General features: G+C 36.3%; 22 protein-coding genes and 1 pseudogene. 18 read left to right on the forward strand and 5 right to left on the reverse strand.

The window, feature by feature from the left end; genetic code table 11:
- The first annotated feature begins 232 nt into the window (after window positions 1–232).
- Both C245_RS0107090 and C245_RS0107095 read left to right on the forward strand, forming a co-directional pair.
- Complete coding sequence (locus C245_RS0107090) at window positions 233–460, forward strand: CDGSH iron-sulfur domain-containing protein (RefSeq protein WP_017495891.1); 228 nt, start codon at window positions 233–235, stop codon at window positions 458–460.
- 151 nt (window positions 461–611) lie between these two features.
- The gene (locus C245_RS0107095) at window positions 612–1,742 is read left to right on the forward strand and encodes a DinB family protein (RefSeq protein ID WP_017495892.1); all 1,131 of its coding nucleotides are present in this window, start codon (window positions 612–614) and stop codon (window positions 1,740–1,742) included.
- A 44-nt stretch (window positions 1,743–1,786) separates the two neighbouring features.
- On the opposite strand, the gene C245_RS0107100 is transcribed toward C245_RS0107095, so the two are convergent.
- Together C245_RS0107100 and C245_RS0107105 are read right to left on the reverse strand one after the other, a co-directional pair.
- Window positions 1,787–2,689: a PhzF family phenazine biosynthesis protein gene (locus C245_RS0107100; RefSeq protein WP_017495893.1), complete on the reverse strand. Its 903-nt coding sequence runs from the start codon at window positions 2,687–2,689 to the stop codon at window positions 1,787–1,789.
- 75 nt (window positions 2,690–2,764) lie between these two features.
- Complete coding sequence (locus C245_RS0107105) at window positions 2,765–3,322, reverse strand: YdeI family protein (protein WP_017495894.1); 558 nt, start codon at window positions 3,320–3,322, stop codon at window positions 2,765–2,767.
- A gap of 682 nt (window positions 3,323–4,004) precedes the next feature.
- Between C245_RS0107105 and C245_RS24355 the strand changes: the two genes are divergently transcribed.
- The 11 genes from C245_RS24355 to proC all read left to right on the forward strand — a co-directional run bounded on the left by C245_RS24355 (window position 4,005) and on the right by proC (window position 14,649).
- Window positions 4,005–4,175: a hypothetical protein gene (locus tag C245_RS24355; RefSeq protein ID WP_017495896.1), complete on the forward strand. Its 171-nt coding sequence runs from the start codon at window positions 4,005–4,007 to the stop codon at window positions 4,173–4,175.
- A 70-nt stretch (window positions 4,176–4,245) separates the two neighbouring features.
- Window positions 4,246–4,788, forward strand: a complete 543-nt coding sequence (locus C245_RS0107120; protein WP_017495897.1) for a hypothetical protein — start codon at window positions 4,246–4,248, stop codon at window positions 4,786–4,788.
- Between the two features lie 270 nt (window positions 4,789–5,058).
- Window positions 5,059–6,486 carry a T9SS type A sorting domain-containing protein gene (locus tag C245_RS0107125; protein ID WP_017495898.1) on the forward strand — a complete coding sequence of 476 codons (1,428 nt, stop codon included), beginning with the start codon at window positions 5,059–5,061 and terminating at the stop codon, window positions 6,484–6,486.
- 224 nt (window positions 6,487–6,710) lie between these two features.
- Window positions 6,711–7,982: a serine--tRNA ligase gene (serS, locus tag C245_RS0107130; protein WP_017495899.1), complete on the forward strand. Its 1,272-nt coding sequence runs from the start codon at window positions 6,711–6,713 to the stop codon at window positions 7,980–7,982.
- Window positions 7,983–8,092: 110 nt separating this feature from the next.
- Window positions 8,093–8,917, forward strand: coding sequence for a prolipoprotein diacylglyceryl transferase (lgt, locus tag C245_RS0107135; protein WP_017495900.1), 825 nt, complete (start codon window positions 8,093–8,095; stop codon window positions 8,915–8,917).
- Between the two features lie 91 nt (window positions 8,918–9,008).
- The gene (locus C245_RS0107140; RefSeq protein WP_017495901.1) at window positions 9,009–10,790 is read left to right on the forward strand and encodes a tetratricopeptide repeat protein; all 1,782 of its coding nucleotides are present in this window, start codon (window positions 9,009–9,011) and stop codon (window positions 10,788–10,790) included.
- Window positions 10,791–10,879: 89 nt separating this feature from the next.
- Window positions 10,880–11,191 carry a DUF4286 family protein gene (locus tag C245_RS0107145; protein WP_017495902.1) on the forward strand — a complete coding sequence of 104 codons (312 nt, stop codon included), beginning with the start codon at window positions 10,880–10,882 and terminating at the stop codon, window positions 11,189–11,191.
- Window positions 11,192–11,263: 72 nt separating this feature from the next.
- The gene (locus C245_RS0107150) at window positions 11,264–11,449 is read left to right on the forward strand and encodes a hypothetical protein (RefSeq protein ID WP_017495903.1); all 186 of its coding nucleotides are present in this window, start codon (window positions 11,264–11,266) and stop codon (window positions 11,447–11,449) included.
- 205 nt (window positions 11,450–11,654) lie between these two features.
- Window positions 11,655–12,440, forward strand: a complete 786-nt coding sequence (gene rsmA, locus C245_RS0107155; RefSeq protein ID WP_017495904.1) for a 16S rRNA (adenine(1518)-N(6)/adenine(1519)-N(6))-dimethyltransferase RsmA — start codon at window positions 11,655–11,657, stop codon at window positions 12,438–12,440.
- Window positions 12,424–13,773: a magnesium transporter gene (gene mgtE / locus C245_RS0107160; protein WP_017495905.1), complete on the forward strand. Its 1,350-nt coding sequence runs from the start codon at window positions 12,424–12,426 to the stop codon at window positions 13,771–13,773. The genes rsmA and mgtE overlap by 17 nt, the downstream gene beginning before the upstream one ends.
- A 99-nt stretch (window positions 13,774–13,872) precedes the next feature.
- Complete coding sequence (proC, locus tag C245_RS0107165) at window positions 13,873–14,649, forward strand: pyrroline-5-carboxylate reductase (RefSeq protein WP_017495906.1); 777 nt, start codon at window positions 13,873–13,875, stop codon at window positions 14,647–14,649.
- Window positions 14,650–14,744: 95 nt separating this feature from the next.
- Here the strand turns inward: proC and nhaA are convergent, their stop codons facing one another.
- Window positions 14,745–15,890 carry a Na+/H+ antiporter NhaA gene (gene nhaA, locus C245_RS0107170; RefSeq protein ID WP_017495907.1) on the reverse strand — a complete coding sequence of 382 codons (1,146 nt, stop codon included), beginning with the start codon at window positions 15,888–15,890 and terminating at the stop codon, window positions 14,745–14,747.
- Between the two features lie 162 nt (window positions 15,891–16,052).
- Window positions 16,053–16,742, reverse strand: coding sequence for an alpha/beta hydrolase (locus C245_RS0107175; RefSeq protein WP_017495908.1), 690 nt, complete (start codon window positions 16,740–16,742; stop codon window positions 16,053–16,055).
- A gap of 333 nt (window positions 16,743–17,075) precedes the next feature.
- On the opposite strand from C245_RS0107175, the gene C245_RS0107180 reads away from it, so the two are divergent.
- The 4 genes from C245_RS0107180 (at window position 17,076) to C245_RS0107195 (ending at window position 19,360) form a co-directional block, all read left to right on the forward strand.
- Window positions 17,076–18,023 (forward strand): 2-hydroxyacid dehydrogenase, encoded by a 948-nt coding sequence (locus tag C245_RS0107180; protein ID WP_017495909.1) that lies wholly within the window; start codon window positions 17,076–17,078, stop codon window positions 18,021–18,023.
- Between the two features lie 180 nt (window positions 18,024–18,203).
- Complete coding sequence (locus C245_RS0107185; protein ID WP_017495910.1) at window positions 18,204–18,587, forward strand: DUF4234 domain-containing protein; 384 nt, start codon at window positions 18,204–18,206, stop codon at window positions 18,585–18,587.
- 70 nt (window positions 18,588–18,657) lie between these two features.
- On the forward strand, window positions 18,658–19,026 hold the full coding sequence (locus C245_RS0107190; RefSeq protein WP_232424338.1) for a DUF2752 domain-containing protein: 369 nt from the start codon (window positions 18,658–18,660) through the stop codon (window positions 19,024–19,026).
- A 58-nt stretch (window positions 19,027–19,084) separates the two neighbouring features.
- Entirely contained in the window at window positions 19,085–19,360 is a 276-nt protein-coding gene (locus C245_RS0107195; RefSeq protein WP_017495912.1) for a TM2 domain-containing protein, read from the forward strand.
- Window positions 19,361–19,424: 64 nt separating this feature from the next.
- Here the strand turns inward: C245_RS0107195 and C245_RS22785 are convergent.
- Window positions 19,425–21,226 (reverse strand): annotated as a pseudogene (locus C245_RS22785) (GNAT family N-acyltransferase).
- Window positions 21,227–21,345: 119 nt separating this feature from the next.
- Between C245_RS22785 and C245_RS0107205 the strand changes: the two are divergent.
- A complete protein-coding gene (locus C245_RS0107205) occupies window positions 21,346–22,107 on the forward strand; it encodes an exodeoxyribonuclease III (RefSeq protein ID WP_026109926.1) in 762 nt (253 codons plus the stop codon).
- Window positions 22,108–22,218: the final 111 nt, after the last annotated feature.

The raw sequence follows: 22,218 nt of genomic DNA on the forward strand, positions 1-22,218 counted from the left end.
TTTTCTCATTTCGATCGAAGGGAGACCCGAGTGATGAGGTGTTTTATTGTCCGGCTGAGCGAAGTCGAAGCCAGACAATACAATTGAACTTAACGAATCTCTGCGAAAACTTTCGAGTAACTCTGTGTAACACCCCATAAAATAGAACCAGTTTAAACTAGCATACCTGCTGAAATCTTCACGATTTATTTCGCAACCTTTGTGCTCAAAAAAAGAACAAAAAAGCAATTTTATGAGCAAGACAAAACTTATCATCAATAAAAACGGATCGATTAAAATAGAAGGTGACTTCGAAATCATGGATTCTGAAGGAGTTGTTTACGGATTACAAGGAAGATCGGCATTAGGTCTTTGTCGTTGTGGATTGTCGGCAAACAAGCCTTTTTGCGATGGCGGACACCGTAATAATTTCGAACACGAGTCTAAAGCATTCGATTTACCACCAATGAAAACAAACTAAGAACTTCGGTTCTGGTTATTTTTTATAAGGAAGCTGCATCTTAACTGATGTGGCTTTTTTTGTTTTCATTTTTAGATGATTTACTAAATATGATCAGTTATTTCCTTAAAAAAGTGTGTTATATTTACCTAAATTTTTAAAACTATAAAGAATGAAAAAATTGGTGACCCCATTGTTGCTTTTATGTTTTGTTTTGGCAAGTGCCCAGACGCAAAAGACGGTTTCGAGTGATTGGACCTCTTTCAATCAAACGATAGAAATTCAGTCTCCTGTTAAAAAGAAGTTTAAAGTAATCGCATCGGTAAAAGTAGAAAGTACCGAACCTCAGGCCTGGGCAGGAGTTTGGGCAAGAGTTGATACGAAGAATGAAGAGGAAGGTTTTTTTGATAACATGAGAGACAGACCAATTAAATCAAACGAATGGAAATCTTATACCGTAGAAGGAACTATCGATAAGAACAGTAAATCACTTAGTTTTGGAGGTTTGTGTTTGTATAACGGTAAATTCTATTTTGATAAATTTGAATTGCTGATCGAGAATGACAAAGGTGTTTTTGAACCGTTGGCGGTTTTAAATTCAAGTTTTGAAACCCCTTTGAAAAATGGTGAAATTCCGAAATGGGGTTTAGGCATTTCAAAAGAGGCAAGTGTAAAAGTAAAAGAGTACAAAATTACGCAGGACAAATCCAGTGCTGACGGAAAAAACAGTTTGCTACTGGAAGGAAGCGGGATTAAACCGCGAGCAGAAGCGAAGATTGGAAATGTGGAAGGAGCATCACCAAAAATTGGAGATATGATCTCAATGCTTGAAGATCTAAAGTCCCGTGTAGAAAGAACTGTGAAGAACATGAATCAGTACGAAATTGATTATTTGCATGACGCAGAAGCCAACCGAATTGGAGCACTGGTGATGCATTTGGCTGCAGCCGAAAAGTACTATCAGGTTTTTACCTTCGAAAACAGAGATTTTAATGAAGAGGAAAAGAAACAGTGGAATGCCGCTTTAAACCTCGATCAGGGTGGACGAGATGAATTTAAAGGACATGATATTCAATATTATTTAGACATCTACAATGAAGTAAGAGCCAAAACAATTTCGGAGCTAAAAAAGAGAGACGATGCCTGGTTTGCCGAAGTTCAAACAAAGTATGACATGAGTAATCAATATTGCTGGTTTCATGTTATGGAACATCAGTCGAGTCATTTAGGGCAGATTTTGTTTTTGAAGAAACGTATTCCGCCTCAGCAAAAACCAACTTTACCAAAAGAAATCAAAAAGTAATAGTTTCGATTTATAAAAAAAGCTGCATCATGTGCAGCTTTTTTTTATAAGTAAAGTTCTCCGCGCATCGTTATGGTAGAAGAACCTCCAACCAGAATATCTTCTTCGCGATTCATTACTTCAATCATTGAGGGCTGTTTTAATCGTACACCCTGAAGAATTTTGTATTCTTTGTCGGATTTAGTGAATTTCTTTTGCGTTAAAAAGCCAATTAAAGGACCTGCTGCCGTTCCTGTAGCAGGATCTTCATTTATTCCGATAATGGGGTTGAAAAATCTCGTTTCGACGATATGCTCCTCATTTTCATCAGCGATGGTGAAACAATAAAAACCTTCGAATTTATATTCTTTCGAAATTTCGATTAAAAGCTGGTTGTCTGGAACAAAGCTATTGAGTATCTGACTGCTTTTTATGGGAACCATGGCATGGGCAACTTCTGTATTGACTATGGTAGGAACAAAAGCATTTACATCTAAATCTTCAATTTTTAAACCAAGTGCAACTGCAATTTTATAAGTTGGAATTTCTTGCTTGATGACCGCCGATTTTTGATGCATTTGAACAAGAGGATATAAAGTAACCGGATCTAAAGTAACGGTTAACGGAATGGCGGAATGTTTCATAATTACAAAAAGCTCACTTTCGTTTTGCTCATCAAAAATTGGCATTCCTTTTAAGAGAGCACCGCAAACAGCACCCAGTAAATTATGTCCTGCTCCGTCGATCTCGATTCCTGTTGGGGTAAACGAACGAACCATCAGTGCTTTTTCTCTTGTGGAATAATAAACAAAAGAGGTTTCGGAGTAACCAAATTCTTTAGAAATATCCTGATACGTTTCCAGTTTTAAATTACCATCGGTAAAAACAACAGAAAGCGGATTTCCTTTATAACTTTCGTTTGAGAATACATCTAAAACGTAATATTCTAGTGTTTTTCTTCCCTCCATTCTTTATTTCTTTTTAGCTGAGACTTTTTTAGACGGATTAAAGTTAATATTTATCGTTTAGCAAAGCAATAGCTGTTACAACATTCGCTTTTGTTCGGCACTTATCTGTATTGCTTTTTCTAATCTCGAAAGTCTGGTTTTTTCCTGTTTTGCACTCATGATCAAATGAATCATTACCTTTTTGTACGAGGGTGCCTGATCGCTAAAATATTCCCAGGCTGTTTTGTTAGCTTTAAATTGTTTTTCAAATTCTGGGTCAAGAAGGTAAGCTTCTCTTTCATGTGAGTAGATTTTAGATCTTTCTTCAGATCTTAATTCGAAAGCCTTTAAGCCTGCGGGTAGCATGAGTCCGACCTTAGTGAGTTCTTCTACTTTTTTGATATTGATGGCACTCCAGATACTGGATTTTTTTCTGGGGGTAAACCGTATCGTATAACTTTCTTCATCTACAGCTCTTCGAACGCCATCGATCCAGCCAAAACAAAGCGCCTGATCCACAGATTCTGACCAGGTCATGCACGGTTTCTTGGTATTCACTTTATAAAAACCAACTAAAAGTTCGGTTTCTTCTTGATAATGTTTTTCTAACCATGCTCTGAATTTTTCTGGTGTTGAGAAGAAGGTTGGTGTCATTTTTTCGAAATAAAAATCAATTACAAATTTGCATTCGCTCTAATAAAATTATAAAGGTAAAATAAATAACAGAAAAGATTCCCGTGACAAAAAATAAGGTCAATTCTTTTGTTTTTGTTGTTTTTCGAACAGTTTATAAACTGTTTTAATTCTCAGCAAGGATATTGGTGTAACGATGATGTTGAAGAATAAGAATAGATCAAAAAATGATTCGCAGTGAATTATTTCTAATGTTATCGTAATTAAAAGTAGAATAAAAAAGAACAAATTGGTCCACATAATCAATGTTAGTGAAAAGATTTTAAGTTCAATTTTTAAGTTTTTTATAAATGAAAGTAATATGATCACTAATCCTAAGCCGGCAGAGATCCAACAAGAGTATATGAAAAAGCCAAGCGTTTTAAAGCCACTAAACATGCCTGGGCTTTCAAAAAAGTAAATAAAAAATGTAATTACACTCCAGCTATTAGTAAGAAGTAATGATAATATTAAACTCTTGTAGATTGTTTCTTTCATGGTTTTGATAGTTTTATAGGTTATGATAAGTTACAAAGTGTTATTTTGAGCTTTTGGTTTTTATAGACTATCAATCATTATTCCATGTTTTTTAATAGGGTATATTTTAATTATTTCTTACAACCGCTTTCTTATCTTTGTAAACGCAATTTAATAAAATGAAATCATGGCAAAAGGTCCCGAAAAAAACGGCAAAAACAAGGCTTTGCATACCAAATTGCTAAAACGCAAAAAAGCTAAAGTTCAGGAAGAGAAAAGAGAGCGTGCTTTAAAATTAAAGGCTTTAGTAGCAAAAATAAATCAGAAAAAAAACACGGATGAATCTGATGCTATTTAGATTGAAATATGTTTCTTTTTGGTTTTAATTTCATCGAAATTTGCAGAACAATCTCAAAACAAAAAACAAAATGGAAGAATTTGGCAGAATAATAGTTTCTGAAACGGCAATGAACAGTGAGAATCTGCAGGATGTGATTCACTCGAATATTTCGGTAATCAATTTAATGCGTGAAGAAGGGGTCGATGATGAGTTCATCCATGAAGATGCTTTGATGAGTTATTATTTAGATTTCTATTGGTCACAATATACAGAAGGGAATTTTGCTCAGTTTGTCTATAAATCAGGTTGGAACAAAGAATTAAACGAACTTATTGAAGAAGGTCTGACTTTAATTGGTGCCGAAAAACACTTGGAATTGTTTCAGCAGCAAAGCAAAAAAGTGAGATTGATGAGCAGCGTAAAACTCAATAAATTTTTAAGCGGAAAATTGGAAGGCGTAAACCCAATACGTGATTTACTGAACAACGATACCTTTTATGAATTAGAAGAAAACCTGGTGACGTTAAATGCCGATTTCTTAAAAAATCATCCCGATTTCGAAGTGCTTTCTGTCGATGATATGTTCGCGACTTTGGAGGAATTTGTGGGACATGAAATTAAGAGGGTTTAGATTTTAGAGGTTCAAAGAGGCAAAGATTCAGAGGTTTTAGCTGGATTTTTGTCACAGAGATTCGCGGAGTTTTTACAAAGCTTCACAAAGTTAACCGAAAAGAGTCTTTGGCTCGAGACATATTGTAGGGATGGATTTTAATCCGTCCTACAAAGTTTACCGAAAAGAGCCTTCGGCTCGGCCAATAGTGTTGGGATGGATTTTAATCCATCCTGAAATAAAACAAATAATTTTACCTGAAATTGTATTTTCCGTCTAATCAATAAAATCTTGAGAGAACAAATTTCCATTTGTAAAAAGGCAATTTTTGCCTTGCTGTTTCTGCCGGTAGTTTTATCCGGTCAGGTGAACAATACGAATACAACCGATAATGTTACCCGGTATTATTACGACGATCAGGTCGTTTCGGTGCAAATTTGGTACGGAGCAGATAAAAATCCGGACAGTACCAAAACGTATTATCCGAATGGAAAATTGAACGAAGTTTTTTATTACGACGAAAAAGGGCTAAAAGATTCCGATTGCTTTCAGTACAATCAGGAAGGCGAAAAGTTAGTCACCTGGAATTTTTCGCATGGGAAATTAGTTGGCAGAACCGACCATAAACTACCTTTCAGTAAAGACAAGGAAGAATCGGTAAAAAAAGCCCTCAAACTGCTTACTGAAATCAATGTCAAAACAAATTACAATCCGACTAAAGTTAATGATTTGTACAATCGTGGTGTGTTAAGCGTTAGTTTGGGCAATATTACACTGGCACTCGAAGATTTAAAAAAAGTCGAATACTCAATTGATAAAGATCCAAAAAATAAAAGTGTCGTTCTGGCCGATTCGTTAGAACAAAAGAAAGATTTGTTTCGAAGCAAGCTTTACGACAGATTAGCCTTTGTCTATGCATCACTCGAAATGGATAGTTTTGCGATCCAGTATTACCATAAAGCCATAAAAAGTGCTCCGGACGATTTACGCATCCTCTATAATTTTGCTTCATTGCTCCAGCGAAGAAAGATATACGATTTAGCGTGTTTTTATCTGGAGAAAATTGCAGCTGTAAAACCGGATCACGCATATGCAAGATGGAGCCTCGCGAAATTGTACAGCGATACAGGCAATTATGAGAAAGCAATGGAAAATGTTGCGAAAGCTTTTGCAACTGAAAAAACAATTGCAGGCAGAAATTCGGCTTACGGAGGCAGGGATTTAAGAACCATTCGGGGTTTAATCTATCACAAATTAGGAGAATCAAATAAAGGAATCGCCGATTTAAAAGCAGCATTAGAAACGGATAAAAACAATTCGTACGCGATGAAGAATCTGGGGATTATTTATTTAGAGCAGCATAAATACAAAAAAGCCTGTGAGTTGTTTCAAAAAGCAAAAGAACTCAATTATGCTCTGATTTATGATGAAACAGATTTATCAGCATGGTTAGAAAGTGCTTGTAATAATACTCCGCATGAAAATACAAATACGAAAAAACCATATGCTTTCCCGAATCCCGCAACAACTGTGATTTCTATAAAAGATCTTAATGCCGAAAACTTTGATTATGAGTTTTTTAATTTCGAATCGGTTTCTGTTTTAAAAGGAAAAAGTACAGATGGAAAGATAGACGTCTCAACCCTGTCTTCTGGTTTTTATGTGCTTAAAGTAACTACGGCAGATTCAACAGCAAGTTTTAGGGTGATTAAAGAGTAAAGATTAAAGAGTAAAGATTAAAGAGTAAAGATTAAAGAGTAAAGATTAAAGAGTAAAGAATAAAGAGTGAAGAATAATCTCTGCGTATCTCTGTGTTTTCTTTGCGTATCTCCGTGGTACAGCCCCGAAATAACTTTAGAACCAACTTTGTCATGATCTTAGGAAACATTTCCTTAAATTTGCTTCCATTATAAAAAAAATACAATAGTTATAAAAAACAAGCTATGTTACAAATCGCATTTATTAGAGAGAATCAGGAGAAAGTAATCAAGGCTTTAGCAAAACGAAATATCGATGCTAAAAGCGTTGTGGAAGAAGTGGTGCAATTAGACGAAAACCGTCGCGCAACACAAGTAGAATTAGACAACACTTTATCCGAATCTAATAAATTGTCCAAAGATATAGGGGAATTGATGAAAGCTGGCGAGAAATCGAAAGCTGCAATCTTGAAAGAAAAAACAGTTTCCTTAAAAGAAAAAAGCAAAGAATTGGGCGAAAAAGCAGAAGCTTTAGCCGCCGAATTAACCAATAAATTATACACTTTACCTAATCTTCCTGCTGATATTGTTCCTGAAGGAAAAACACCGGATGACAATCTGAACGTTTTTCAGGAAGGAGATATCCCGGTTCTGCACGAAGGAGCACAACCACACTGGGAGTTGGTGAAAAAGTATGATATCATCGATTTTGAATTGGGTGTAAAAATTACCGGAGCAGGATTTCCGGTTTATAAAGGAAAAGGAGCCCGTTTACAGCGCGCTTTGATCAATTACTTTTTAGACAAAAATACGGCTGCCGGATACAATGAAGTTCAGGTACCGCATTTGGTAAACGAAGCTTCAGGTTATGGAACAGGACAATTACCGGACAAAGAAGGGCAAATGTATCATTCAACTGTTGATGATTTGTATTTGATTCCAACCGCTGAGGTTCCGGTTACGAATTTGTTCCGTGATGTGATTTTAAACGAGAGCGATCTGCCGGTTTTGCATACCGCTTATACGCCATGTTTCCGTCGTGAGGCAGGTTCTTACGGAGCTCACGTACGTGGATTGAATCGTTTGCACCAGTTCGACAAAGTAGAAATTGTACGTGTGGAGCATCCGGATAAGTCTTATGAAGCATTAGACGGAATGGTTGAACACATAAAAGACATTTTGAAAGAATTAAAATTACCATATCGTGTTTTACGTTTGTGTGGTGGTGATATGGGCTTCACATCTTCTTTGACTTATGATTTTGAAGTGTTTTCAACGGCACAGGATCGTTGGTTAGAGATCAGCTCAGTTTCTAACTTCGAGACTTTTCAGGCCAATCGTTTGAAATTGCGTTTCAAAGACAAAGACGGAAAAAATCAATTGGCACATACTCTAAACGGAAGTTCATTGGCATTGCCAAGAGTTTTGGCCGGAATTTTAGAAAATTACCAAACTCCGGAAGGAATCGTAGTACCGGAAGTATTACGTCCATACTGTGGATTTGATATTATAAATTAAGATTGAGGTAAAGTTTACAGTCGCGGTCTCAGTTTCCAGTGAATTGCACTGAATATTGAGACTGCGACTGAATACTGTAAACCGAGACTGAATACTAAAAAAAGAGGAAGATGGGAGGGATTTTAAATTGGGACGCAGATCCCGTTATTTTTTGGATTACAGATAGTTTTCCATTAAAGTATTATGGTGCTTTTTTTGCCTGCGGATTACTGTTGGGCTATGCCATAGTACGTAATATTTACAAAAAAGAAAATCTTTCGCTGGATAATCTTGATAGTTTATTGGTTTATGTAATCGTCGGGACCATTTTGGGAGCGCGATTGGGACATTGTTTTTTTTACGAACCGTCCTATTTTTTGCAGCATCCGATAGAGATTCTTTTACCCATACAAAAAGTAGCAGGAGTTTATAAGTTTGTTGGATACCAAGGGCTTGCAAGCCACGGAGGTTCAATCGGAGTTTTAACCGCTATGGTTTTATATTGCCGAAAGTATAAAGTGAAATTCCTGTGGCTTTTAGATAAAATGGCAATTGGAGTTCCGGTTACGGGAGCTTTTATCAGGTTTGGAAATTTTATGAATTCTGAGATTTACGGGAAACCTACTAATGGAAACTGGGGTGTGGTTTTTCAGAGAGACGATTTAATTCCAAGACACCCGACACAGCTGTATGAAGCTTTTGCCTACCTGTTGATTTTTGTAATTTTACTGACGATGTACAAATCAGAGAAGATACGAAAAGCAGATGGTTTGATCTTTGGCTATTTCCTGATGTTACTGTTTCTGGCGCGATTCATAATTGAGTTTTTCAAAGAAAATCAGGAAGCTTTTGAAAATAGTATGCTCATTAACATGGGACAAATATTGAGTATTCCTTTTATTTTGATAGGTCTGGGACTGATTGTCTGGAAGTCTAAGAAGAATGTTTATATTTAGTTTTCAAATCGCGGTTCTCAGTCTCAGTCTCGTTGAATAATGCAAACTGTGACTATAAACTGTCACTGAATACTGAAAAAAAAGCTATAATATGAAAAACAGCATCATCTATATCGTTTTGTTCTGGTCTGCTTTTGCATTTTCACAGAATGAACAGCTTGCGCAGTACTATTACGATAAAGGTGATTTTGAAAAAGCTAAAATCAGTTACGAAGAACTTTTAAACAGTTCGCCGTCCAATACACAATATTTTTTAAGAACAATTGACTGTTATCAGCAGTTGCAGCAGTTTGAGACTGCACAGAAAGTAATTCAGGATCGTTACAACAAATATAAACAAGGCGTTTTTTTAGTAGAGTTAGGATATAATTTCCAACTGCAAAAAAACGATGCTAAAGCCAAAAGTTACTACGAACAGGCGATCGAAAAGATTAAAACCAATCCCAATGATGTTTACGGAGTTGGTAATTCTTTTGAGAAAAAAGTACTGCTTGAGTATGCATTACGAGCCTATCAGACCGCCATGTCAATTCAGCCGAATTATAACTTCAATTTTCAAATCGGAATGCTGTACGGACAGTTAGGGCAGACGGATCAGATGATTGATCTTTTGCTGACAGAATCGTACAAAAATCCACAGAACGCAAATTTAATACAGACACAGCTGTCTCGTTTCATGAACGGCGAAACGGATAATACCGCTTTTAAAGATGCGATGCGAAAAGCTTTGATTCTGAGAACACAAAAAGATCAGGATGTGTTTTGGAATCATTACCTGAGTTGGTTTTATGTACAGCAGAAAGAATTCGGTAAAGCCTTTATTCAGGAAAAGGCAATTTACAAACGCGACCCGGAATCACTCTCAAGTATTGTTAATCTGGGACAATTTGCGTTAAATGAAGAGGATACTAATACAGCAGAGGAAATTTTCAATTTTATTCTTCAGACGACTAAAGATCGTGATTTACTCATTCAGACAAATTCGTCCTTGATGCAGATAAAAATCGATAAAGCGCAGGAAAAAGAATATCCATTAATCAATTCCGAACTACAACAATTGCTCATAACCTATGAAATAACTCCTTTTACCTTATCTTTGCAAATAATTCAGGCACATTTCCTGGCTTTTAATCTTAAAAAGACAGAAGAAGGCAAGGATATTATTAAAAAAGCGCTGGAATTAAATCTGAATGCCTATCAGCAGGCAGATGCGAAAATGGAGCTGGCAGACATTCTGCTTTTAGAAGAGAAATTCAATCAGGCACTTATTTATTATTCTCAAATTCAGTTGGATTTGAAGAATGATGTAATGGCGCATGAAGCGAGTTTGAAAGCCGCCAAAACAAGTTATTACAAAGGTGATTTCGAGTGGGCTTTGAAACAGTTTAAAGAATTGAAGGCGGCTAATACGCAATTAATTGCCAATGATGCACTCGAGTATTTTTTACTGATCAACGACAATACAGTTGCCGATTCAACACAAACCGCTTTGAAGCAGTTTGCCAAAGGTGATTTTTTGATGTATCAGAATAAAAAGCAGGAAGCAATTGCTCAGTTTCAGGGGGTATTAAAAACGTTTAAAGGGCAGGAAATTGAAGCTGTTACAATGTTGCGTTTAGGTAAAATTTACGAAAGCCTGAAGGATTACACCTCAGCTTTGGCGCAGTATCAGCAGATTATTGACCATCATGGCGATGGAATTTATATAGACGAAGCATTGTTTTTCTCTGCAGAAATTTACAACGATGAATTGCATAATGCAGAAAAGGCGAAGCCTTTATATGAGAAGGTAATTTTTAATCATCAGGACAGTATTTACTTTGTTGATGCCAGAAAAAAATACCGGGAGTTAAGAGGAGACAAGAATTTATAATACAGATTATTGGATTTTTAGATTGCGGGATTATTCGAAAAGTCTAACAATCTAAGGAGTCTAAGAAGTCTAACAATCTAGGAAGAAGAATGATTATTTACAACGTTACTACCAATATACACGAGAGCGTCCAGGAGCAATGGTTAAAGTGGATGCAAGAGAAACACATACCGGAAATTCTGGCCACACAAAAGTTTTCTTCGGCAAGAATTGTCAGGGTGATGATTGAGGAAGAAATGGGTGGAATTACTTATTCCGTTCAATACGTTACAGACAGCAAAGAAACGTTAGAGCGTTATTATGTCGAAGACGAACCGGCATTTCATAGAGAAGCTTTGGAATTATTCGCTGATAAAATGCTTTCTTTCAGAACAGAGCTGGAAGTGATTTCGGAACATTAAAAGGAGGATAGTTAGATTATTAGATTTTTCGAATAGTCCAACAATCTAAACAGTCTAACAATCTAATAAAAGATGGAGATTCGGTTTCAAACAAAAGAAGAAAGCAACAAACAGCAACAGGAAGATTTTCTGAAGTTGTCTAAAACCGAAAGAGTTTACGCTTTTTTTCGTTTGATGGAACAGGTAAGCAGGTTTCCGATTAAGAATAAAGAGGATAAGAATAAAGATAATTTTCTCATTGTGATTAAACCAAAATAGGATGTCAAAATTGTGGAATCAAAACATTGATGAATTTATCACTGGAAGACCTGATTACAAGTAAGATTAAAGCGAACAGAGCTAAAGATTTACTCGATATTCAGCAGCTTCGTGAAATAAATAAGAAGTAGATGATTTGGTTGTTAGATTATTCGATAATCTAACAATCTAAGTAGTCTGACAATCTAAGAATCTAGAAAAGAGAATGGAAAAAGTAAAAGCTAAAAAACATTTAGGACAACACTTTTTAAAGGATGAAAGTATCGCCAAAGCAATTGCAGATACCTTAAGTCTGAACGGATATGATGAGGTTTTAGAAATAGGGCCGGGGATGGGTGTGTTGACTAAGTATTTGCTTGACAAACCAATTAATACACACGTGATCGAGATCGACACAGAATCGGTGGCGTATTTAGGTGAAAATTATCCAAAATTAAAAGATAACATTATTTCTCAGGATTTCCTGAAGTACAATATTAATGAGGTTTACGAGAACAAGCAATTCGCTATTATCGGAAACTTTCCTTATAATATTTCAACACAGATTGTTTTTAGAACTTTAGAATTTAAACATCAGATTCCGGAATTTTCGGGGATGTTTCAAAAAGAAGTGGCAGAACGAATCTGCGAGAAAAAAGGATCAAAGGCTTACGGAATCTTATCCGTTCTGGCTCAGGCTTTCTATACTACAGAGTACCTGTTTACAGTAGATGAAAATGTCTTTATTCCTCCGCCCAAGGTGAAGTCGGGTGTGATGAGAATGACCCGAAAGGAAGATTATAGTCTTCCATGCGGAGAAAAATTGTTTTTCACAGTGGTGAAAACGGCTTTTCAGCAAAGACGAAAAACATTACGTAACAGTTTGAAAACATTAAATTTAACTGATAAGTTGCGAGAAGACACTATCTTTGATAAACGTCCTGAACAGCTTAGCGTAGAAGAATTTATTGAACTGACTCAAAAAATAGAAGCCGATGGAGTTCAAAGTTAGCAAAGACTTAATCCAACAATTAGAAGAGCACATTGTTAAGAAAAATGACAAGGAACTTGAAATTTTACTTAATGATTTGCACCATGCTGATATAGCCGAAATTCTGGACGAGCTGGATTTCGATGATGCAACCTATATTTTTAAGGTTTTAGATAGTGATAAAACGGCCGAGATTCTTCTGGAATTAGAAGATGATCTTCGTGAAAACATCTTAAGCCGTCTGTCGCCTAAAGAGATTGCAGAAGAGCTTGATGAGCTTGAAACCAATGATGCGGCGGATATTATCGCCGAACTTTCGCAGGACATTAAAGCAGAGGTAATCTCTGAGTTAAATGACGTTGAACACGCAAAAGACATTGTCGAATTATTGCGTTACGACGAGAATACTGCCGGAGGTTTGATGGGGAAAGAGCTGGTGAAAGTTAATGAAAACTGGAACGTTCTTACCTGTGTAAAAGAAATGCGTATTCAGGCCGAGAATGTTTCCAGAGTACATTCAATTTATGTCGTTGACGATGAGAATCGTTTGAAAGGCAGACTGTCTCTTAAAGATTTATTGACCACTTCAACCAAAACACAGATCGGAGATATTTACATCAGAAAGTTAAATTTTGTAAATGTTGATACCGAAGATGTCGAAGTTGCCCGTATCATGCAGAAGTATGACTTAGAAGCAATTCCGGTGGTTGACGAGTTAGGCCGCTTGGCAGGAAGAATTACTATCGATGATATCGTAGACGTAATTAAGGACGAAGCCGATAAAGATTATCAGTTGGCAGCGGGTATTACACAAGACGTTGAATCAAACGATAGTGTTCTGGAGTTGACCAAGGCACGTTTGCCATGGCTTTTAATTGGAATGGTAATCGAAATTGTTGCATCATTTGTACTAAAGGGTAACGAAGCCACTTTTCAGAAATATTCAACTCTGATTATTTTTGTACCGTTGCTTTCGGCGACAGCAGGTAACATTGGAGTTCAGGCTTCGGCAATCGTTGTGCAGGGTTTGGCAAACGGAACACTAAAAGAATTTAGCAGAGGATATTTTAGCAAGGAGATAACCGTTTCGATGATTTCGGGAACTATTATTTCGTTGCTTTTACTGGGATATCATTCCATTATGTACCAACAGTACCTGGTAGGAATGGCCATTTCAATTTCGATGATTGTAGTAATTTTGTTTGCAGCGACTCTGGGAACTTTAGTGCCGTTGTTTTTACATAAAAATAAAATCGATCCTGCTATTGCAACAGGGCCTTTTATCACCACAACCAATGACGTATTTGGTATTATGCTCTACTTTGGAGTAGCCAAACTTATTCTTGGATTTTAAGTTTTTGCAACAAATTAATAGATAAGAGTGATTATTGATCTCTAAAATCGGCGTAATTTGTAACCGAATAATTCGCTATTAACCAGCCAAATAAAAGTAATGAAAGTACACATTATAGGAGGCGGAAACCTCGGGGTTTCTATTGCCTTGGGAATTGCTAAATTCTCTAAAAATAATCAGGTTATCGTTACAAGAAGAAACACCGCCAGTATTCAGTATTTATCAGAGTACGGAATTACGGTCTCATCAGATAATAAACATACTATTCAGGAAGCCGATGTGGTTATTTTAACCATAAAACCCTATCAGGTAGACGTTGTTTTAGCAGAGATTTTACCTGTTATTAAAGGAAAAACAATTGCCTCGGCCGTAAGCGGATTGTCTCTGGACATGCTTCAGTCTAAAACCAATAATGAGTTTGCAGTAGTTAGAATTATGCCCAATATTGCTGCGCAGTTTGGTGAATCGGCAACCTGTATTTCTTTTCCTGAACAAGACAGAGAAAAAGCATTACCAATTGTTGATTTATTTCAGGATTTGGGGACTGCTCCGGTAATTGACGAAAAATTAATGGATGCAGCAACCGTTCTTGGCGCATGCGGAACAGCCTATGCCTTACGATATATTCGCGCTTCTATGCAGGCCGGAATCGAAATTGGATTTGATTCTAATACCGCTTTGGCCATCGCTGCTCAAACGGTCAAAGGAGCTGCAAAAATGTTATTGGAGGAACAAGTACATCCGGAACAATTAATCGACCGTGTAACGACGCCTCAGGGCTGTACAATTGTAGGTTTGAATGAAATGGAGCACAATGGTTTCAGTTCGTCTTTAATAAAAGGAATCAAGACCTCTTTGAAGCAAATTAAGGGTTAGGATAAAGAAAATCCAATATTGAAAATTCCAAATTCCAATTTAGTAAAAGTTGGAATTTGGGATTTTTTATTTTGTAACGATTTCCTTTTAAAAGACTAAGCCTTTTTTTTCTTTGATAAAGTATATTTCAAATAAACTAATCCAAAAAGACCCGAAAGCACTGAGGCAATTAGAATAGCGATCTTGGAGAAAACAATAATTTCAGGATCTTTAAAAGCCAGAATAGTGATGAAGATAGACATGGTAAAACCAATTCCGCCCAGCATTCCGGCACCTAGTATATGAGCCCATTTTAAGTTTTTAGGCAAGCTGCACAATCCAAGACTTACACCAATAGCCGAGAAAAGTAAAATTCCTAAAGGTTTGCCTACTACAAGCCCAAGTACAATTCCAAATGTATTAGGGTGATTCAATCCTTCATGCCAATCGGATTGAATAGCGATACAGGTATTAGCAACAGCAAACAAAGGCAGAATGAAAAAGGCAACCGGTTTGTGCAGAAAATGCTGCAATTTATAAGAAACAGAATTTTCATCGCCATTTCCAAACGGAATTACAAAAGCCAGAATTACTCCTGTGATGGTAGCATGAACACCTGAGTTTAACATGAAATACCACATTACAACACCTCCGATAAGATAGGGGATAAGGTTGTGAACTTTCAAACGATTTAAAACAAACAAGAAAACCCAGATTCCCAACGCAATTGCAAGATTTACAAATGCGATTGAGGTTGTATAAAATATGGCAATAACGATTATGGCTCCCAAGTCATCTATAACAGCCAAGGCAGTTAAAAAAACTTTTAGCGACGAAGGAACTTTTTTCCCTAAAAGAGATAAGATTCCGATGGCAAAAGCGATGTCGGTTGCCATTGGGATTCCTGCTCCGTTTTGAGTTGCTGTTCCAAAATTTAAAATCAGAAAAATACCGGCAGGAACTAACATTCCGCCCAATGCAGCCATAATAGGTAAAGAGGCATTTTTAATATTGGACAATTCACCGTGGTAAATCTCTCTTTCTAATTCTAAGCCAATTAATAAAAAGAAAATAGCCATTAAACCATCATTAATCCAATGAGTGATCGAATGTCCGTTGAGATATTTTTCCCAGAAAGCAATATATTCCGTTTGATAAGATGAATTGGCAAGATAAAGCGATATGATGGTGACAAAAAGCAGGAGTAGTCCCCCTGATTTTTCATTGTTGAAGAAGGCTTTGAAAGTTTTTGTTAATTTCATTTTTATAAAAGTTCAGTGAATTTAGAAGGGATTTTTTGGAGGCATATATTTTCAAAGTTAAAAAAAAATGAACGAATAAAAAATTCAGGTGTATCGCGTTACGGGATGCGGTTGCGGTATTAAATAAAAAAACCGCTAATAATTAGCGGTTCGGAGTGTTTTTTAGAATGTAGCAGCTGCTTCTAAAATTAAGGCTGTCACTTCTTTGGGGTGTGATGCGAGCGAGGCATGTCCTGCGTCGAGGCGAATGATTTTTTTGGGGTTTATTCGCTCTGCCATTTCTTTTTCTGTTTCCGGTGGAATCATGTTATCGAAGTTGGAAATTTGATACCAGCTTGGTTTGTTTTTCCATGCCGGTTCACCTGCGATGTCTCCAAAACATTGTCCGTGTATTGGTTTTTGGGCCAGTGATAAGACCAGTGTTTCTTTATGGTCTAAATCCTGAGCAAATGCATCATGAAACTCATCGTACTTAATCCATAAAAAACCTTTTGGGTCAGGATAAATACTGGCTCCGCCCGATCCTGGCCTGCGGCCTAAAAGAGCTCCCAGACTATCTCCTGCATCAGGAGCAAATGCTGCAATGTAAACTAAGCCCACCACTTTATCATGATGTCCGGCACCCGAAATTACTGCTCCTCCATAAGAATGTCCTACCAGAAGTACTTTTCCTTCCTGAGCATCAATTAAATCCTGAGTTTTATTTATATCATCTTGTAAAGAAGTCAAAGGGTTTTGAACGCTTCGCACTTTATACCCTTCTTTTACGAGTCCCGGAATTACATGTTGCCAATGTGAACCATCTCCCCAAGCACCGTGAACTAAAATAATGGTTAAATCTTTTGTTGCCATAATTACTGTTGTTTAATTGATTAAAATAGAATCGTTAATTTAAAATTCAATATGTGATGTAGCAAAATGGGGCGAGTTGTCCTCTGAAGTAAAAATCTATGTATAAATGTATGAAATTAAACAACTCGTTAATGTTAAGATATAGAGAACTTTGTTTTGTAACTGTTTTGAATTCAGAGGTTAAGGTCCTTTCCGGGAAACCGGAAATCTACACAGTTAAATTTTTTAAGGCTATTTTTCTTTACACCTCGCTGAACTTCGAAGGCTAATAGTCGAAACAGAAAATTTAAATAAAGAATAAGCTGTATTTTTGTTTTATAAAAATAGCATACAATGAGTATAAGAATTCTTCATATTGATAGCAATCATCCGGTTTTATGGCAACAATTGGAAGATGCAGGTTTTGAAAACCACGCAGATTTTAAATCTTCTAAAGAAGAAATTGAAGCGAAAATTGCCAACTACAACGGAATTGTGATCCGAAGCCGTTTTAAAATTGACAAGACCTTTTTAGATCAGGCGACTAACTTAAAATTTATTGCTCGTGTAGGAGCTGGCCTGGAAAGTATTGACTGTGAGTATGCCGAAGCAAAAGGGATTCATTTAATTGCCGCGCCCGAAGGAAATCGCAATGCCGTTGCAGAACATTCGCTGGGAGTGATTTTGTCCTTGTTTAATAATCTCAATCAGGCAGATGCCGAGGTGAAATCAGGACATTGGAATCGGGAAAGTAACCGCGGTCATGAATTGGATGGTAAAACAGTGGGGATCATTGGTTACGGAAATATGGGAAAAGCATTTGCGAAAAAACTTCGTGGCTTCGAGACAGAAGTGTTGTGTTACGATATTCTGGATAATTTAGGAGATCAAAATGCGAGACAGGTGTCATTAGCTGAGCTACAGCAAAAAAGTGATGTTCTGAGTCTTCATCTTCCGTGGACTCCTGAAACGGATAAAATGGTGGATCAAAGTTTTATAAATGCTTTTTCAAAACCCTTTTGGATTATAAATACCTCACGCGGTAAAAACATTGTCACAGCAGATTTAGTAGAGGCGATGAAAACTAAAAAGGTTTTAGGCGCGGGCCTTGATGTTTTGGAGTATGAGAAATTATCTTTCGAAACCTTGTTTCAGGAAGAAAGTACACCGGAAGCCTTGCGATATTTAATGGAGTCTAAAAATGTTTTACTGACACCCCATATTGCCGGTTGGACATTTGAAAGTCATGAACGACTGGCTCAGGTGATAGCTGACAAGATTAAAGCGGTCTTTCATACCTAGTTTTATAGAGTGAGATTCAAATTTAACTTCCTTTTTACAATTAAATAACGAGTTTTTTCTGTAGAGTTTTTGGGTTATAATTAGTTTTTAAAGTTATTTTTTAATAATATTGTTTCTAAATAAGGAGTAACCGAAAATCCCAAGAGTAGGACATAACCAATTAATTTTAACTAGTAAAAAATGGAAAACGATTTTAAAGAAACGTCAAATAATTTTAATGACCAAATTCCGGTATTCAAAGTAGATCCAATAATGGTGTTGCTTTTTAGTTTTTTAACTTGCGGATTGTACTTGATTTATTGGAATATTAAAGTATCTGAGGTTTTTAATGCCGTAGCAGGAAAAGAGGTTATCTCTCAGCCAGTTGCAATCTTTGCAGGATGCTGTATGCCGGTAAATATTTATTTTTATTATTTAGCTGGTAAAGAAGCGTTGCCAAAAGTTTATCAAAGAACTGGAGAGCTTCAAAAAGACCAGTCAACTTTATTAATTGTTTTAGGGTTCTTTTTTCCTATGGCAGCAGCAATGATTGTACAAGGTGATATCAACAGATTATACAAATAATAGTAGAATAAAACGTAAAATTTACGGAATTATCGGTGCAGCAATTACACTGATAATTCCGTTTTTTTTAATGCTCGACAACCATAACGACCATCTGGAGACAGATCAGTCGTTTTGTCCTTTTAAAATGGTAACCGGTTTCCCTTGTCCGGGTTGCGGAATTACCAAGTCATTAGTTTATTTTTACGAAGGCGACATCTACAAATCGCTTAGTTACCATATTCTGGGCCCGTTTGTAATTGTATTTTGCTGGCTCACTATAATTATACTGACTACTGAAATTATTACTAAAAAAGAATATTTTTCAGGGCTACTGTACAATAGAAAATTAGCTTACAACATGGCTTATTTTTTAGGCTTTTATCATTTGATACGATTGGTTCTATTTATCAGAGAAAGCTCTTTTGATGATATTTTGCATCAGTCTATCTGGTTTTAAGTCTAAGGATTCCATCCACATAACGTTGAATTTAGAATAACTAAAAATCACTATAAAAATGGAAAACAGTAAAACAGAACATTGGAACAATCCTCCGGTTCATCGGGAGGAGAATAAAAAAGTAGTTGCGGGAATCCTGGCAATTTTATTAGGTGCGCTGGGTATTCATAAGTTTTATTTAGGATACAATAAAGAAGGCGTTATTCAGCTTATTCTCGGATTTATTTTCGGAATAGGAGGTATAATAGGTGTGATCGAAGGAATAATTTATCTCACCAGATCAGATGAAGAGTTTTATCAAACCTATCAGGTTGGACAGAAAGGCTGGTTTTAAGTCGTTTTAAAGCATAAAAAAATCCCATTTTAAGATGGGATTTTTTGTTTGTATGATGATGCAATTAATCTTCTTTCTCCGATAATTTGCGTTCTAATTCTATCTGAAATTCTTCAATAACAGGTTTCATGGTACTTTCAGGAATATCTGCTATTCTAATGTACATTAAACCGTCTACGGCATTATTGAACAAGGGATCAACATTAAAGGCGACTACACGGGCATTTTGCTTGATGTATTTTTTGATCAAAACAGGTAAACGTAAATTTCCTGGTTCCAGTTCATCAATAATCTTATCGAACTTGTTCAAGTCAGACTCGGCTTCGTCAAAGATAAAATCTTTATCAGCATCTTTAAGTTTTACTTTATAAGCCTTCTTAGGGTGAATATACTGTGCGATATACGGATCGTAATAGTTAGACTTCATGAACTCAATCATTAACGATTTAGAGAAGTCAGAAAACTGATTGCTGATACTTACACCACCAAGCAAATATTTATGTTCCGGATAACGTAAGGTGGTATGAATAATTCCTTTCCACAACAAGAACAAAGGCATTGGTTTTTGTTGATATTCTTTGATGATAAAAGCACGTCCCATTTCGATTGATTTATGCATCATATCATGCAATTCCGGTTCAAACCTGAAAAGATCAGTCAGATAAAAACCTTCAATACCATGTTTTGGATAGATTTCAGAACCTAATCCCATGCGATAAGCACCAGCTATTTTTTTGGTGTCATCATCCCACAAAAACATATGGTGATAATACTGGTCGTATTCGTCTAAGTCAATAGATTCGTTGGTTCCTTCACCCACTTCACGGAAAGTAATTTCACGTAAACGACCAATTTCATGTAAAATATTCGGAATTGATTTTGCACGAGCAAAAAATACTTCGTAGTTTTTACTCTGCAACAACCTGCAGTCACTGTTTCTTAACGCACAAACCTCGTCAATCATTTTTGACTCATTTGCCGGAGTTGCAATTTTTTTAGGTGCTTTCGGAATCTTTAAGCTTGCGGTGTCTAACAATTTGCTGTCTTTCTCAAAAGGATTAGCCAGCATATAGGTTTTCTTTCTTAAAAATTCTGAATATTCTTCAAATGATTCGATTTCATTTTGTTCGTTCACCGAGATTGGTTTTCCGATACGAACTTTAATCACACGGTCTTTTTGCGTAAGCAGCTCCGAAGGTAATTTTGCTGTACGTAAAGTATCGTCAATCTTAGATAGCCAATAAAACAACTTACTGTTTTTGGCATGGAAATAAATAGGGATTACCGGGACTTTGGCTTTTCGGATTAACTTCAAAGCACCTTCTTCCCAAGGTTTATCCACGACTAATTTTCCATCCTTGTAAGTCGAAACTTCCCCGGCAGGGAAAATTCCCAACGGTTTCCCGTCACTTAAATGGCGTAAGGTTTCTTTAATCCCCACCACACTTGATTTGGCATCCTTATGATTTTCAAAAGGATTAACAGGCATGATGTATTTTTTAAGCGGAACAATTCTATGTAGTAAAAAGTTGGCAATGATTTTAAAATTAGGCTCTCTTTCAAGCATTAATTTTAAAAGTAAAATACCATCAATTCCCCCAAGAGGGTGATTTGAAATGGTAATATAAGCACCATCTTTCGGTAAACGTTTTAAATCTTCTTCGGGAATTTCAAATTTGATTTCCATCTCATCCAAAATCCCGTTTAGAAATGCAACATCCTCTAAATGTTTATTGTGATCGTAAATTTTATTAGAGTAGATATTTTAAGGACTTTCATAAGAAGCCAGCCCGAAAAAGTACCCAAAACTCCGTACTTATCAACATTTATCGCTTTTGCAACTTCTTTCGCGGTAACTAAACCCATGTACTATTTTTAATTTATTAAGAGCAGCGAACAAAGATAACAAAAAACTCTACTTTTCGCTGTTTCAAATGCAAACTTTCCACTTTTTTATTACATTTGAAATCCTAAAAAAAACACTGATGAAAATTATTTCTTATAATGTAAACGGAATACGTGCCGCAATAACCAAAGGTTTTATTGAATGGCTGCAACAAGCTAATCCAGATGTGATTTGTCTTCAGGAAATAAAAGCTACAGAAGAGCAAATTCCGGTTGAGGATATCACCGCTGCCGGTTATCCCTATCAATATTATTATCCGGCAACTAAAAAAGGATATAGTGGCGTTGCTATCCTGTCTAAAACAAAACCTAATAATGTGGTTTACGGAACCGGAATTCAGCATATGGATTTTGAAGGGCGTAACCTTCGTGCCGATTTTGATGATTGTTCTGTAATGAGTTTGTACCTGCCTTCAGGAACTAATATTGAAAGACTGGATCATAAATTTATGTTTATGGACGATTTTCAAACTTATATTAACGAATTAAAATTAATGATTCCGAATTTGATTATTTGTGGTGATTACAACATTTGTCATGAAGCGATTGATATTCACGATCCGGTTCGAAATAAAACGGTTTCAGGATTTTTACCTGCAGAACGTGCCTGGCTTGACGCATTCATGAAATCAGGTTTTATTGACAGTTTCCGTCATTTTAATAAAGAACCGCATCATTATTCCTGGTGGAGTTACCGTGCAGGAGCCCGAGGAAACAACAAAGGCTGGCGTATCGATTACAATCTGGTGAGTAATGTTATGGAGCATAGGTTAAAAAGAGCAGTAATTCTTCCGGATGCCGTTCATTCAGACCATTGTCCTGTTTTAGTCGAAATAGAGTAAAAGTGGTATTGTTATTGTTGAATGAATTACCGTTTAAATTTAAACATTGACATTGTCATTGGTATAGAGTTTTTACATTATACGATTATTAATACCCTCCAAATAAAACAA

Origin of the sequence: Flavobacterium sp. WG21 (genome assembly GCF_000335775.1) — a bacterium.
GTDB classification, from domain to species: Bacteria; Bacteroidota; Bacteroidia; order Flavobacteriales; family Flavobacteriaceae; genus Flavobacterium; species Flavobacterium tructae.

Bases quoted from the DNA above. Each gene is read 5' to 3' on its own strand.
- C245_RS0107095 (WP_017495892.1), top strand. From the start codon at position 612: ATGAAAAAATTGGTGACCCCATTGTTGCTTTTATGTTTTGTTTTGGCA.
- C245_RS0107205 (WP_026109926.1), top strand. From the start codon at position 21,346: ATGAAAATTATTTCTTATAATGTAAACGGAATACGTGCCGCAATAACC.
- lgt (WP_017495900.1), top strand. From the start codon at position 8,093: ATGGGAGGGATTTTAAATTGGGACGCAGATCCCGTTATTTTTTGGATT.
- C245_RS0107150 (WP_017495903.1), top strand. From the start codon at position 11,264: ATGGAGATTCGGTTTCAAACAAAAGAAGAAAGCAACAAACAGCAACAG.
- C245_RS0107175 (WP_017495908.1), bottom strand. From the start codon at position 16,742: ATGGCAACAAAAGATTTAACCATTATTTTAGTTCACGGTGCTTGGGGA.
- C245_RS0107105 (WP_017495894.1), bottom strand. From the start codon at position 3,322: ATGACACCAACCTTCTTCTCAACACCAGAAAAATTCAGAGCATGGTTA.
- C245_RS0107185 (WP_017495910.1), top strand. From the start codon at position 18,204: ATGGAAAACGATTTTAAAGAAACGTCAAATAATTTTAATGACCAAATT.
- serS (WP_017495899.1), top strand. From the start codon at position 6,711: ATGTTACAAATCGCATTTATTAGAGAGAATCAGGAGAAAGTAATCAAG.
- nhaA (WP_017495907.1), bottom strand. From the start codon at position 15,890: ATGAAATTAACAAAAACTTTCAAAGCCTTCTTCAACAATGAAAAATCA.
- mgtE (WP_017495905.1), top strand. From the start codon at position 12,424: ATGGAGTTCAAAGTTAGCAAAGACTTAATCCAACAATTAGAAGAGCAC.
- rsmA (WP_017495904.1), top strand. From the start codon at position 11,655: ATGGAAAAAGTAAAAGCTAAAAAACATTTAGGACAACACTTTTTAAAG.
- C245_RS24355 (WP_017495896.1), top strand. From the start codon at position 4,005: ATGGCAAAAGGTCCCGAAAAAAACGGCAAAAACAAGGCTTTGCATACC.
- C245_RS0107145 (WP_017495902.1), top strand. From the start codon at position 10,880: ATGATTATTTACAACGTTACTACCAATATACACGAGAGCGTCCAGGAG.
- C245_RS0107190 (WP_232424338.1), top strand. From the start codon at position 18,658: ATGCTCGACAACCATAACGACCATCTGGAGACAGATCAGTCGTTTTGT.
- C245_RS0107140 (WP_017495901.1), top strand. From the start codon at position 9,009: ATGAAAAACAGCATCATCTATATCGTTTTGTTCTGGTCTGCTTTTGCA.
- C245_RS0107120 (WP_017495897.1), top strand. From the start codon at position 4,246: ATGGAAGAATTTGGCAGAATAATAGTTTCTGAAACGGCAATGAACAGT.
- C245_RS0107090 (WP_017495891.1), top strand. From the start codon at position 233: ATGAGCAAGACAAAACTTATCATCAATAAAAACGGATCGATTAAAATA.
- C245_RS0107100 (WP_017495893.1), bottom strand. From the start codon at position 2,689: ATGGAGGGAAGAAAAACACTAGAATATTACGTTTTAGATGTATTCTCA.
- C245_RS0107180 (WP_017495909.1), top strand. From the start codon at position 17,076: ATGAGTATAAGAATTCTTCATATTGATAGCAATCATCCGGTTTTATGG.
- proC (WP_017495906.1), top strand. From the start codon at position 13,873: ATGAAAGTACACATTATAGGAGGCGGAAACCTCGGGGTTTCTATTGCC.
- C245_RS0107195 (WP_017495912.1), top strand. From the start codon at position 19,085: ATGGAAAACAGTAAAACAGAACATTGGAACAATCCTCCGGTTCATCGG.